Origin of the sequence: Salegentibacter lacus (assembly GCF_020164555.1) — a bacterium.
In the GTDB taxonomy this organism is placed as follows: Bacteria; Bacteroidota; Bacteroidia; order Flavobacteriales; family Flavobacteriaceae; genus Salegentibacter; species Salegentibacter lacus.
Genome location: NZ_JAIQZB010000001.1, coordinates 258340 through 271544, shown reverse-complemented (window position 1 = coordinate 271544; position 13205 = coordinate 258340). Strand labels below are relative to the sequence as shown.

At 38.1% G+C, this 13205-nt stretch carries 11 protein-coding genes; 2 read left to right on the top strand and 9 right to left on the bottom strand.

The window, feature by feature from the left end; genetic code table 11:
* Positions 1-34 precede the first annotated feature (34 nt).
* Positions 35-1690, top strand: coding sequence for an alkaline phosphatase PafA (gene pafA / locus LB465_RS01315; RefSeq protein WP_224466114.1), 1656 nt, complete (start codon positions 35-37; stop codon positions 1688-1690).
* On the opposite strand, the gene LB465_RS01310 is transcribed toward pafA, so the two are convergent.
* The 4 genes from LB465_RS01310 to gcvP form a co-directional block, all read right to left on the bottom strand.
* Positions 1682-2530, bottom strand: a complete 849-nt coding sequence (locus tag LB465_RS01310; protein WP_224466113.1) for a glycosyltransferase — start codon at positions 2528-2530, stop codon at positions 1682-1684. The genes pafA and LB465_RS01310 overlap by 9 nt on opposite strands.
* 50 nt (positions 2531-2580) lie before the next feature.
* Positions 2581-3102, bottom strand: a complete 522-nt coding sequence (locus LB465_RS01305) for a class I SAM-dependent methyltransferase (RefSeq protein ID WP_224466111.1) — start codon at positions 3100-3102, stop codon at positions 2581-2583.
* Between the two features lies 1 nt (position 3103).
* A complete protein-coding gene (locus tag LB465_RS01300; protein ID WP_224466109.1) occupies positions 3104-4162 on the bottom strand; it encodes a 3-oxoacyl-ACP synthase III family protein in 1059 nt (352 codons plus the stop codon).
* 164 nt (positions 4163-4326) lie between these two features.
* Positions 4327-7173, bottom strand: a complete 2847-nt coding sequence (gcvP, locus tag LB465_RS01295; protein WP_224466107.1) for an aminomethyl-transferring glycine dehydrogenase — start codon at positions 7171-7173, stop codon at positions 4327-4329.
* Between the two features lie 131 nt (positions 7174-7304).
* On the opposite strand from gcvP, the gene LB465_RS01290 reads away from it, so the two are divergent.
* Positions 7305-8123 carry a UbiA prenyltransferase family protein gene (locus LB465_RS01290; protein WP_224466105.1) on the top strand — a complete coding sequence of 273 codons (819 nt, stop codon included), beginning with the start codon at positions 7305-7307 and terminating at the stop codon, positions 8121-8123.
* Here the strand turns inward: LB465_RS01290 and LB465_RS01285 are convergent.
* The 5 genes from LB465_RS01285 to LB465_RS01265 form a co-directional block, all read right to left on the bottom strand.
* Entirely contained in the window at positions 8113-8370 is a 258-nt protein-coding gene (locus LB465_RS01285) for a hypothetical protein (protein WP_224466104.1), read from the bottom strand. The genes LB465_RS01290 and LB465_RS01285 overlap by 11 nt on opposite strands.
* Before the next feature lie 3 nt (positions 8371-8373).
* Positions 8374-8925, bottom strand: a complete 552-nt coding sequence (locus LB465_RS01280) for a sigma-70 family RNA polymerase sigma factor (protein ID WP_224466102.1) — start codon at positions 8923-8925, stop codon at positions 8374-8376.
* Positions 8926-9112: 187 nt separating this feature from the next.
* Positions 9113-11146 carry a M3 family metallopeptidase gene (locus tag LB465_RS01275; RefSeq protein WP_224466100.1) on the bottom strand — a complete coding sequence of 678 codons (2034 nt, stop codon included), beginning with the start codon at positions 11144-11146 and terminating at the stop codon, positions 9113-9115.
* A 296-nt stretch (positions 11147-11442) separates the two neighbouring features.
* Complete coding sequence (gene purE, locus LB465_RS01270; RefSeq protein ID WP_224466098.1) at positions 11443-11928, bottom strand: 5-(carboxyamino)imidazole ribonucleotide mutase; 486 nt, start codon at positions 11926-11928, stop codon at positions 11443-11445.
* A 30-nt stretch (positions 11929-11958) separates the two neighbouring features.
* A complete protein-coding gene (locus LB465_RS01265; protein ID WP_224466097.1) occupies positions 11959-13119 on the bottom strand; it encodes a 5-(carboxyamino)imidazole ribonucleotide synthase in 1161 nt (386 codons plus the stop codon).
* Between the last annotated feature and the right edge of the window lie 86 nt (positions 13120-13205).

Here is a 13205-nt window from a genome sequence, read left to right as displayed (position 1 = left end):
GTATTTTTGAGCTACTTCTTTAAAACAAAATATAATGAAGCGATTTACATTTTTATTATTGACCGGTTTATTGACTTTTCAATCTTTTTCTCAAGAGAAAAAGCAGGAGAAACCCAAACTCGTGGTGGGAATTGTGGTAGACCAAATGCGTTACGATTACCTTACAAGATTTTGGGATAGATTTGGTGAGGATGGCTTTAAAAAATTAATAAATGAAGGTTATAATTTCAAGAACAATCATTTTAATTATGTGCCAACCTATACAGGTCCTGGTCACGCTTCAGTGTATACCGGAACCAGCCCGATGAACCACGGAATTATAGGAAATGGCTGGTACGATAAATTTATCCATGAATCGGTGTATTGCGCAGGAGATGATTCTGTAGAGTCTGTTGGTACACAAGATGATGCTGGGAAAATGTCTCCACACAGAATGAAAACCACAAGTTTCGCCGATGAAAATCGTCTGCATACTCAAATGCGGGGAAAAACCATTGGAGTAGCATTAAAGGATCGCGGGTCTATTCTCCCGGCTGGGCATACTGCAAATGCAGCTTACTGGTTTCACGGAGCAGATGAAGGGAAATGGATAACAAGTTCATTTTATATGGACGAATTACCACAATGGGTGAAAGATTTTAATGATTCAGATAAAGTTGAGGCTTATTTAAAAACCTGGAATACATTATATGATATCGAAACCTATAAAGAGAGCGGAAGCGATGTAAATGAATTTGAAGGCGGGTATAGAGGAAAAGAAACGGCCTCTTTTCCTTACGACCTCACCGAACTGGGGGATACCGATCGTAAATTTGAAATTTTAAAAGCCAGTGCTTATGGTAACGATATCACAACAGATTTCGCTTTAGCAGCTATTGATGCCGAAGAATTAGGGCAGGATGAAGATACCGATGTACTTACTTTAAGCTATTCCAGCACCGATTATATTGGGCATAATTTCGGAGTTAACTCTAAAGAAGTTCAGGATGCTTATTTAAGGTTAGACCAAAATATAGCCGATCTATTAACTCATTTAGATGAAAAGGTTGGTGAAGGGAATTATACTATTTTCTTAACTGCAGATCACGGTGGGGTGGATGTGCCGGCTTACTTAGAATCGGTGAATATTCCTGCGGGATATTTTGAATCTGATGAATTTACAGAAGAATTGAAAGAATTCACTTCTGAAGAATTTGATGAAGAGGAACTTATAGAAAGTGTTTATAACAGCCAGATTTTCTTTAATTACGAAGTGATGGAAGAAGCTGAAATTAGTTCTTCAGAACTACAATCTAAATTGGCACATTATATTCTTCAACTAGATCAAATAGATAAAGTTTTTACCAGGGATCAGCTTAGCAGCGGGAGTTTTGTGACCGGAGCAGGTGCAGCCATCCAAAATGGATTTAATCAAAAAAGGAGTGGAGATATAGTATATGTCTTAGATCCCGCAACTATTGTTTATTCCAGAACGGGTTCTACCCACGGTAGCGGGTTGATGTACGATACCCATGCTCCGTTAATTTTCTACGGAAACGGAGTGAAAAAAGGCAGCACCACACAAAGAACAGAGATAGTAGACATCGCGCCAACAGTTTCATCCATTTTGGGAATATCTTTTCCAAATGGAACTACCGGAAAACCATTATTTATGATGTTGGATGCAGAAGAAACAGAAATATTAGAATAGTTTTTGTTGCATTTTTTTCCAACGTAAATTTCTAATAAAACGGCCTTCCTCTTGATCTACAAGAAAAGGTCGTTTTTCATTTTTAGCCCTTAAGAAACCAATAATACAGTCCCAGAAAAAGCCTAAATTTTTCTTCTTAAATGCGAGTTTAGCTGAAGCGATTACAGAAATAACAAAGCCATATCTTAGCCGGTAAAAAGCTGCGCCCTGCTTATATTTTGAATTTTTATTGTAGTTGTTTCCGGTGGGTTTAAGGTGCTTTACCCGCAGGGTTATATCTGTTTTTATTTCCCAGCCGTGGTACTGCGCTAGAAGCTCATCTACCGTATCCCATCCCATTGCCGGTTTAAGGCCGCCAATGTCTTTAAAACAGTCTTTGCGGTAAGCTTTTAAAGCTCCGCGAATATGATCTTTCCCGGTTAGGTTTTCCAGCATCCAATCTCGATCCTTCTGAATTTCACAAAATCCTCCGGCCATTCCTACTTTGGGATTTTGCTTAAAATGAATGCTGATTTTCTCCAAATAATCCTTCGGAAAAATTAAGTCGGCATCAAATTTACAAACAATATCAAAAGAATTATCCAGGCTTTCTAAACCCGCATTAAAGGCATTTATAACCTTGCTACCGGGTAAATGAAGATCTTCTGACGTATTTTTAACCAGCGAAATTTTAGGATGTTTTGCAGCATATTCAGTAACAATATCTGGAGTAGCATCAGTAGATCCATCATCTACCACCACAATTTTATTAGCCGGAAAACTTTGATTTATTAAAGAGTGAAGCGTTTCGCCAATAAATTCAGCTTCGTTATAAGCGGGAATAATGATATAGATTTTCAAATGGCGAAATTTAGAAGTTACTGCGATTCAATTTAGAAAAATAAATTCGCTTAAATCCGTTCCGCATAAACCGCGTAATATCTTGGAGTAAAACATCTTAAAATTGGTCTAATTCCCAATTTATTCACTGGATTGGTCCATTTTTTTCTGCTAATAATTTTCCATCCTGCTTTTTCCAAAAGCCAGTCGAATTGCCAGTCTTCAAACTCGTGGAAATGACGATCGCGCATATCAGTTTTACTTCTGTAAGCACTGGAAAACCATAATTTAAGGGGAACTGTAGCAACTAGTTTGTCAGCTTTTATATTTGCTAAGACATTATAAGGGGACACTAAATGTTCAAAAATCTCGAAAGCTGTGACCACATTAAATTCTGAAATTTCTACGGCTTCAGTATTTAAGTCTAAGTCTTCTCCTTTGGTGTTTTGTACCTCGTAATTGTGCGCTTCCATAATTTCTGAAAAAGGATTTTTTACTCCCAGATCAAGAATTTTGGCAGGGGCCGGAACGTTGGATTCTAAAAATTCTAAAGTTTCTTTATAGCGTTTGTTAGGAAATGTTTTTTCGTACATTCTAATATTGGTAAACAATCGCATTCACGTTCATTCCTGCTCCAACACTGGCGAACATCACTATATCTCCTTTTTTAAGGTGTTGATCGGCGATTTTATTTCTTACCACGAGATCGTAAAGGGTAGGGACTGTAGCCACACTGCTATTGCCCAATTCCTGAATCGTCATAGGCATAACTTTATCTGGAATCTCCTGATTTTGAAGTTTGAAGAAGCGTTTTATAATCGCTTCATCCATCTTTTCGTTCGCCTGGTGAATAAAGATCTTTTTTAGATCCTTTATACTTTTACCGCTATTTTCTAAGCAGGTTTTCATCGCTGCAGGAACGTGCATTAATGCAAACTCATAGATCTTACGACCGTTCATTTTAATATAGCGTAAATCGTCTGGCGCTTCAGTTCGGTTAGATTTTCCGAAGTAAATATAATTCGCTTCGTTAAAAGCATAAGTTCCCGATTCGTGAGCGAGAATACCACCTTCTTCTTCGGTTTCTTCTAAAACTACGGCACCGGCACCATCAGAAAAAATCATAGAATCACGGTCGTGTTTATCTACAACGCGAGACAGAGCTTCAGCTCCAATTACAAGGCATTTTTTTGCCATTCCGGCTTTAATAAACGCCTGAGCCTGTATCAATCCTTCAATCCAGCCCGGGCAACCAAAAAGCACGTCGTATCCAACGCATTTTGGGTTTTTAATACGTAAATGATATTTAACCCGAGTAGCTATACTTGGAACTGTATCACTTTGAAAACTTTCGTGTTTTACATCGCCATAATTGTGGGCAACAATTATATAATCTAAAGTTTCGGGATCTGTTCCTGAAGTTTCTAAAGCTTGCTGGGCGGCAATTACCGCCATATCTGAAGTATTTAAATTCTCCTCCAGATATCGCCGTTCTTCAATTCCCGTGATAGCCTTAAATTTGGCAATGGTTGTTTTATTGTCTTGCGGAAATCCTGTTCCGTCAAGATTGAAAAATTCATGATTGTCAAAGTCAGCATTTGCGGTTATAACTTTGGGGATATAACTACCTGTGCCGGTAATTTTAATATTCATCTGACTTTTAATTAAGGTTAAACTCTAATGTACTAATTACAAATATAGTGAGCTTTAAACAAAACGGAAAAATAAACTTATATGTGATGAAAATCACATAATAAAATTGCCTGAAAATAATTTAGAGAATGTTTTCTGCAGAAAATTTTCAGGCAATTTTATAGTTAAGCGTCCATATACTCCTCAATAGGAGGGCAGGTACACATTAAGTTTCGGTCTCCAAAAGCTTCATCTACGCGTCTTACACTTGGCCAGAATTTATTTTCTGAAACATAATTTAACGGATAAGCCGCTTTTTCCCTTGTGTAAGAAAATTTCCACTCGTCTGCGGTTAACATAGTAATGGTATGCGGTGCGTTTTTAAGCACGTTATCTTCTTCGCTATTCAATTCCTGAATTTCCTGCCTAATAGAAATAAGCGCATCGCAGAACCTGTCCAGTTCAGCTTTGCTTTCACTTTCTGTAGGCTCTATCATCATAGTTCCTGCAACGGGGAAAGAAACGGTTGGCGCGTGGAAACCGTAATCTATTAATCGTTTGGCGATATCCACTACTTCAATTCCTTTTTCTTTAAAGGGGCGACAATCTAAGATCATCTCGTGCGCGGCACGACCTCGTTCTCCAGAATATAATGTTTTGTAGTGCTCGTTTAAGCGTTCTTTTATATAATTAGCGTTTAAAATAGCATATTCAGTAGCTTTCTGAAGTCCTCTGCTACCTAACATGGTTATATAACCATAAGAAATAAGACAAACCAAAGAAGATCCCCAGGGCGCTGAAGAAATTGCTCCAATAGCCTTTTCTCCACCAGTCTTAATCACAGGATTTCCGGGTAAAAACGGCTTTAATTGTTCTGCAACGCAAATTGGTCCAACTCCGGGGCCACCGCCTCCGTGAGGAATTGCAAAGGTTTTATGTAGGTTTAAGTGACAAACATCGGCGCCAATAACTCCAGGGTTGGTCAATCCAACCTGGGCGTTCATATTTGCGCCATCCATATAAACCTGCCCACCATTGTTGTGAATAATTTGCGTAATTTCTTTAATAGCCGATTCAAAAACCCCGTGTGTAGACGGATAAGTTACCATTAAAGCGGCAAGATTATCTTTATATTTTATCGCTTTTTCCCGAAGATCGTCTACATCTATGTTTCCGTTTTCTGAAGCTTTGGTCACAACTACCTTCATTCCCGCCATTACCGCGGAAGCAGGATTGGTTCCGTGCGCTGAAGACGGAATCAAACATATATTTCGATGACCTTCATCTTTAGATTCGTGGTAAGCCCTAATCGTCATCAAGCCGGCATATTCTCCCTGTGCGCCTGAATTTGGCTGAAGCGAGGTAGCTGAAAATCCTGTAATCTCGGTTAACTGGTCTTCCAGTCTTTTTAATACGATCTGGTAGCCTTCAGCTTGTTCTACCGGTACGAATGGGTGAATATTCCCCCACTGCGGATTGCTTAAAGGAAGCATTTCTGAAGCTGCATTTAATTTCATAGTACAACTTCCTAAAGAAATCATAGACTGGTTCAAAGAAAGATCTTTGCGTTCCAGTTTCTTGATATAACGCATCAGTTCAGTTTCCGAATGATAAAGATTGAAAACTTTATGTGTTAGGAAATCTGTTTTTCTCTGTAATGCAGAAGGAATTGTTTCTTCCTCTTTTAAACTTTCAATTTCAGCAGAATCTTTACCCGAAACTGAAGCAAAAACCTTTAGAATATTATTGATGTCTTCCCGGGTTGTGGTTTCATTTAAAGAAATACAAACTGTTTCGGCATCAGGATAATAAAAATTGATTTCGTTCTTTTCGGCTTCGGCTTTAATTTTTTGTGCATCAGCTTTAACCTGAAGTGTATCAAAATAAGCAGAATTCAACTGCTTAACACCCATTTTTTCAAGTTCTTTAGCTAAAGTAACTGTAGAGAAATGTACGGTATCAGCAATATATTTTAAGCCATCAGGTCCGTGGTAAACTGCGTACATTCCTGCCATCACCGCTAGTAAAACCTGTGCGGTACAAATATTTGAAGTCGCTTTATCGCGCTTAATATGTTGTTCCCTGGTTTGAAGCGCCATCCTTAAAGCGTGATTGCCATCAATATCTTTGGTTACGCCAATAATCCTTCCGGGAAGGTTTCTTTTATATTCTTCTTTGGTTGCGAAGTAAGCCGCATGAGGCCCGCCATATCCTAACGGGATTCCAAAACGTTGGGTGGTCCCAACAACCACATCTACACCAAGTTCCCCGGGTGCCTGTAATTTTACCAAACTCAAAATATCGGCAGCAACGGCTACTTTTATTTCAGCATCTTTACATTTAGATACAAAATCAGCATAGTTAAAAACCTGTCCGTATTTTCCGGGATATTGCACTAAAACTCCAAAGAACTTATCACTAAAATCAAATTCTTCATGATTGCCAACAACTAACTCAATGCCCATAAAATCGGCACGGGTTTTAATAAGATCTATGGTTTGTGGTAAAGCCTGTTCAGAAACAAAGAATTTATTTACTTCGTTTTTCTTCTGCTTACGATCGCGAACTGCGAATAAAAGTCCCATAGCTTCAGCCGCAGCGGTAGACTCATCTAAAAGCGAGGCATTGGCTATTTCCATTCCTGTAAGATCGCTTACCATGGTTTGGAAATTCAATAGAGCCTCAAGTCTTCCCTGGGCAATTTCTGCCTGGTATGGAGTATAAGCCGTATACCAACCCGGGTTTTCCAGAATATTTCTTTGGATAACTGCCGGTAAAATTCCCTGGTGATAACCAAGACCTATATAGCTCTTAAAAACCTTGTTTTTAGCAGCAAGTTTTCCAATATGCTCGGCATATTGATTTTCACTAAGTGCAGCAGGTAAATTTAAAGGTGATTTTAAACGAATATCGTCCGGGATGGTTTCGTATATTAGTTGCTCTAAAGAATCAACACCAATGGTGTCTAACATAGCCTGTAGATTGCTTTCTCTAGGGCCAATATGGCGTAGGGCAAAAGAATCTGTTCTCATTAAAATAAAGTTGTGGTTTTGTGCTGCGAAAGTACATATTTTTAACGTAAATTTTTAGTGTTTAGGTGTATACACTTGTTAAGATTTGAGACGGTGATTTTGATCCAGGGTAGAATGATTAATTTAGCAGAATGCAGGGTTTAAAAAACATTCTGGACTTTTATATAAATAGCAGTCTGCACGTGGCTTTGGCCGTGGTTTCGCTAAGCTTATTAAGCTTCCTGGAATTCAATATTGAAATTGATAAAAACCTGCTTTTCTTTATTTTCTTCGGAAGCATTACCGGCTATAATTTTGTAAAGTATGCCGGCATTGCGAAACTTCATCACGCCAGTCTCGCCCGAAACCTAAAAATGATCCAGATTTTCTCGTTTTTTTGCTTTCTGGGTTTGTTGTATTTTACTTTTCAACAGGAATTTAGAATCCTTTTAGTTTCGGGGATTTTGGGTGTTTTTACTTTGCTTTATGCCATTCCATTCGGTAGAAATAGGCATAATCTTCGAAATATTGGCGGTATAAAGATTTTTGTAATCGCTGTAGTTTGGGCTGGAGTAGTGGTGATTTTACCGTTGATAGATCAGGTTTCTTTAAAGGAAATTAGCTTAAGTTTTTTGCAGCGGTTTTTCTTTGTGATCGCTATAACACTTCCCTTTGAGATAAGGGACCTAAAGTACGATTCTGGGAATTTAAATACTATTCCGCAGCAAATTGGAATAGCCAATACTAAGAAAATCGGTTATGTTTTATTGGGAATTATGCTTTTGCTGGAGTTTTTAAAACTTTACTCTTCAGCAATAAACTTTATAGCTTTAGGTTTTGCTTTATTGATTTCGGCATATTTTATTAAAGCGGCAAAAGTAGATCAGGGATCCTACTATTCTGCATTTTGGGTAGAGGGAATTCCTGTATTTTGGTTGTTGTGTTGGATGGTGACTAAGATTATTTTTTAGCCATTTCTTTTTCAATGCGGTTTTTCCAGGCCTTTTTCTCTTCCTCAGAACAGGTTTTAAGCTTAGACTTTTTGATTAAGCTGGTAAGTTTGGTGTTTTTTGAAGTGTACTTACGGCAGGGTCTGCATAAGAGTAAATGCATGAGCATGGAGATCTTTTCACGTGTTCCTGCTTCGTTGTACTGGCTTTTGTCGCAGCAGTTTTCAGCTTTTGAACAGTCAAAAATGAAAAATTTTCGTTTCGGCATAACTTATAACCAGTTTTTTTCAAGGCAGGCTGCCAATGCGGTACGTGCCCTATGAATGATTACCCAAAGGTTAGACGGACTAATATTGAATTCTTTACATACGGCTTCAGTGTCAGCCTCATCAATGGTTTTCATCTTAAATATTGCGGCGTGTTTCTCGTTTATTTGATCCAGGCATTCTAAAATAGCCAATCCCAGCTCGGTGTTTTCCATCTCATCCTCGGCAGTACGATCAAAAGTATCGGCTACCTGTTCCTCCAGCCAGTCACCAGTATTTTCAGAATCTGAATAATTAATGCGAACTTCTGCCTGACCTTTTTGCGAATTTATCTTTCGGTAATGATCTATAATTTTTCGCTTTAAAATTGAAATAAGCCAGGTGCGCTCTGTAGCTCTGCCTTCAAAATTATCTTTAGAATTCAGGCCTGCAAGAAAGGTTTCAGAAATTAAATCGTTAGCCACCTCGCGATCGTTTACCCTAACAATTGCATAGTTAAACAGGTAATCTGAATATTTATCCACCCATTTTGTAGGATCGAGTTTATGAGTTGGCATAGGCTGGCTTCAAGGTCACTTCAAAACTAACAAAAGTATTTGAATTTATAAGTTATAGATCTTATAAGGTTAAATATTGATTATAAAAGGAAAAAAAGAGGCTGTTAGAAAAAGTCTAATTTCCTCATCCTGAAACAAGTTCAGGATGAGGATTTTAAATTTTTTTCAGACAGCCTATTTAGGCTAATTATTTTTCAATTAATCCGGCGCGTTTTAGTAGAGCATCGGGTTTTGGTTCTTTCCCACGGAATTTTTTATAAAGCGTCATTGGGTGATCGGTTCCGCCTTGTGAAAGAATATTCGTCTTAAACTTATTAGCAACTTCCCTGCTAAAGATTCCATTCTGCTGAAAATATTCAAAGGTGTCGGCATCTAATACTTCTGCCCATTTATAGGAATAATAACCGGCAGAATATCCGCCCTGAAAAATATGGGAGAAGGCGGTGCTCATACAATTTTTTGCAACATTCGGGAATAATTTTGTGCGTTGAAAAGCTTTGTCTTCGTTTGTCTTAATATCAGTGATTTTGGAAGGATCTATACCGTGCCAGCTAAGATCCAGCATCCCGAAGCTCAATTGTCTTACCGTGGCCATTCCTTCCTGAAAATTAGCCGATTCTTTAATTTTTTGAACTAGTTCCATAGGAATCACTTCACCAGTTTCATAATGTTTGGCGAACAATTGCAACGCTTCTTTTTCGTAGCACCAGTTTTCCAACAGCTGACTTGGAAGTTCTACAAAATCCCAATACACATTGGCGCCAGAAAGGCTTGGGTATTGCGTATCGCCCAACATTCCGTGCAAGGCATGGCCAAATTCATGGAAAAGGGTTGTGACTTCGTTAAAAGTAAGTAGCGAAGGTTGTTTTTTAGAAGGTTTGGTGAAATTGCACACAATAGAAATATGCGGGCGTTCTTCCTGCCCGTCTTTTTTGTATTGCGATTTATAACCTGTCATCCAGGCGCCATCTCGTTTTCCGGGCCGTGGGTGAAAATCGGCGTAAAACAGGGCGATTTCCTTATTATTTTCATCAATGACCTGGTAGGTCTTAACGTCTTCGTGATATTTATCTACGTCAAAAACTTCCTTGAATTTTAAATCGTAAAGTTTATTCGATACCGTAAAAACGCCATCTATGACATTCTCGAGTTTAAAATAAGGCTTCAGTTTTTCGTCATCGAGATTGAATAATTTTTGTTTTAATTTCTCGCTGTAAAAAGCCGCATCCCATTTTTGCAGCTTATCTATTCCATCCAAATCTTTAGCGAAGTTTTCTAATTCGGCAAACTCGCGTTCTGCAGCCGGCTTTGCTTTTCCAAGAATTTCCTCTAAAAAGCTGTTTACTTTTTCGGGCGTTTCAGCCATACGCTCTTCCAGTACAAAGTGGGCGTGTGTTTTGTAACCTAAGAGTTGTGCGCGTTCATATCTTAATTTAGCGATCTGCAATACATTTTCCTGGTTGTCTAGCTCATCGCCGTGAAAGGCTTTGGAGCCAAAAGCAAGCGCCATTTTCTTTCGCAATTCCCTGTTCTCCGCATATTTCATAAAAGGAAGGTAGCTAGGATACTCAAGAGTGAAGATCCAGCCTTCTTTTTCTTTGGAAGCGGCCACTTGTGCGGCTTCTTCTTTAAAGCTTTCGGGAAGCCCTTTTAAATCGTTTTCATCGGTAAGGTGTAATTCAAATTTATTAGTTTCGGCAAGCACATTCTGGCCAAAATCCAGGCTTAATTTTGAAAGCTTTTTATCAATATCTCTAAGTTCGTTTTGTTTCTCAATCGGTAGATTGGCTCCATTTCGGGAGAAAGCTTTGTATTTTCTATCTAAGAGGGTCTTTTGTTCAGTATTTAAATCAAGTTCATCTTTTTTATCGAAAACCGATTTTACCCTTTCGAAAAGTGCTTTGTTAAGAATGATATCGTTCCTGAATTCGGATAAAATCGGGGAAACTTCCTGGGCAATTTGCTGAATTTCTTCATTGGTTTCAGCAGAATTCAGATTGAAAAATATACTGGTTACTCTATCTAATTTTTCTCCTGAAAATTCTAAAGTTTCAATAGTATTATAAAAACTTGGTTCTTTAGTATTTGTTGAAATCGCATTGATTTCTTCCCGGGCCATTTCTATGGCTTTTATTATCGCCGGTTTAAAATGCTCGTTTTTAATTTTTGAAAACGGTGCGTGATTAAATTCCTGTAAAAGTGGATTATTTTGAGTGGTCATTATCTCTATTTCTGTTTTAATTTTGCTCGTCACAATCGTCCATTAATCATTCCTTAATCGATTTTGGCAATGTAATTAACCTAAATTTGACGTTTTTAGTAAGTTTTTTTAACGTAAAACATGGTTTTTCTTGGAAAAACTGTATATTTCACCTTTAAAATATTGAACGTTTTAAAATTGTAGTAGCTTGTAAAGTTTTCTGGTTTAAATATTTAGAATGGTTAATAAATAATTTGTACAGATTTAGGTAAGTTTACTACATAGAAAGCCACGTCGCAAGACGTGGCTTTTGTTTTTTATCGCTTAACCTTTTTTGCACCTTCTATCACCTTTTCTTTGAGTCCTTCTTTGTAGACCAAAATTTTATCTAAAGTACATTTATCTGAAGCGCCTATAATTTGCGCCGCAAGAATACCTGCATTTTTAGCTCCGTTTAGAGCAACTGTTGCTACCGGAACTCCGCCGGGCATTTGTAAAATAGACAAAACCGAGTCCCAGCCATCTATAGAGTTGCTGGATTTTACCGGCACACCAATTACCGGAAGTGGGGAGAGGGAGGCAATCATTCCGGGTAGATGAGCTGCGCCACCGGCACCGGCAATAATCACTTTTATTCCTCGTTCGTGGGCGGTTTTTCCGTATTCAAATAATTTTTCGGGGGTGCGATGGGCAGAAACGATATCTACTTCTACCTCCAGGTCAAAACCTTCCAGGATGTCAATGGCATCCTGCATTACCGGTAAATCGCTGGTACTACCCATTATTACTGCTACTTTGCTCATAATTTTATGTTCAAAAACTTCGTGAAATTCTTATTGTTTAGAAATAACTTTAATTGAATTTTTGACCTTTTCAGCTATCTTTCTAGCTTCGGCCAGGTCTTTGTTTACGATGGTTACGTGGCCCATTTTTCGAAATGGGCGTGTAATTTTTTTTCCGTAAATATGGGGTGTTACCCCTGGCATTTTCATAATCTTTTCGATATTCTCGTAAACTACCTCACCTTCGTGATCTGCATCGCCCACTAAATTTACCATAATTCCGCCGACTTTACTATCCGTATTTCCTAAAGGTAGATCCAAAATCGCACGAATATGTTGTTCAAACTGATTGGTGTAACTTGCTTCAATACTGTAATGCCCGCTATTATGTGGTCGTGGCGCAACTTCGTTGACCAGAATTTGGTCATTTTCTGTCTGAAACATTTCTACTGCTAGTAAACCAACGTGTTCAAATGCTTCTGAAACCTTAACCGCAAGTTCTCTGGCTTTTTGCGCTACCGAATTTTCAATCCTGGCAGGACAAATTACATATTCTACCTGGTTTGCAGTAGGGTGAAATTCCATTTCTACCACAGGAAAGGTTTTTACTTCCCCTGAAGCCGATCTTGCTACTATCACCGCCAGCTCATTTTTAAAAGGAACAAGCGTTTCAGCAATACATTCAGTATCGGGAAGATCGTTTATAGCTTCCTTGTTTTTTATAACTGAAACTCCTTTCCCGTCATAGCCACCGGTAGTGCTTTTCCAAACAAAAGGCAGGTTGATTTTCCCATTTTCAAGCGCAGAAATCAATTCTTTTTTGTTTGAAAAAACTTCAAAATCAGCAGTAGGGATTTGATGTTTTTTATAGAAATTCTTTTGAATTCCTTTGTTCTGGATTTTTTCTAAAGTTTCAGCTGAAGGATAGGTTTTTATACCTTCCTTTTGCAATTGTTTTAAAGCTTCAATATTTACGCCTTCAATTTCAAAAGTGAGCATATCCACTTTTCTTCCGAAGTTAATCACGGTATCAAAATCCATAAGATCGCCGGTTTCAAAATAATCACAGGCTATTTTACAGGGCGCTTCAGGATTAGGGTCTAGAACATTTGTTTGGATGTCGTATTTTCGGGTTTCGTAAAGCATCATTTTGCCTAACTGCCCCCCACCGAGAATTCCCAATTTAAAATCTGAAGAAAAATAATTGATCATACCGTAAATATTTCAGCAAAAATAATTTTTTAGGGCAAGCTGTGCTATTATTCTTATGGAAATCTGGCAGTTTGGGTTATTAAGAA

Coding starts and splice junctions, on each gene's coding strand:
- pafA (WP_224466114.1), top strand. CDS start 35: ATGAAGCGATTTACATTTTTATTATTGACCGGTTTATTGACTTTTCAA.
- LB465_RS01305 (WP_224466111.1), bottom strand. CDS start 3,102: ATGTACGAAAAAACATTTCCTAACAAACGCTATAAAGAAACTTTAGAA.
- LB465_RS01300 (WP_224466109.1), bottom strand. CDS start 4,162: ATGAATATTAAAATTACCGGCACAGGTAGTTATATCCCCAAAGTTATA.
- gcvP (WP_224466107.1), bottom strand. CDS start 7,173: ATGAGAACAGATTCTTTTGCCCTACGCCATATTGGCCCTAGAGAAAGC.
- LB465_RS01290 (WP_224466105.1), top strand. CDS start 7,305: ATGCAGGGTTTAAAAAACATTCTGGACTTTTATATAAATAGCAGTCTG.
- LB465_RS01285 (WP_224466104.1), bottom strand. CDS start 8,370: ATGCCGAAACGAAAATTTTTCATTTTTGACTGTTCAAAAGCTGAAAAC.
- LB465_RS01280 (WP_224466102.1), bottom strand. CDS start 8,925: ATGCCAACTCATAAACTCGATCCTACAAAATGGGTGGATAAATATTCA.
- LB465_RS01275 (WP_224466100.1), bottom strand. CDS start 11,146: ATGACCACTCAAAATAATCCACTTTTACAGGAATTTAATCACGCACCG.
- purE (WP_224466098.1), bottom strand. CDS start 11,928: ATGAGCAAAGTAGCAGTAATAATGGGTAGTACCAGCGATTTACCGGTA.
- LB465_RS01265 (WP_224466097.1), bottom strand. CDS start 13,119: ATGATCAATTATTTTTCTTCAGATTTTAAATTGGGAATTCTCGGTGGG.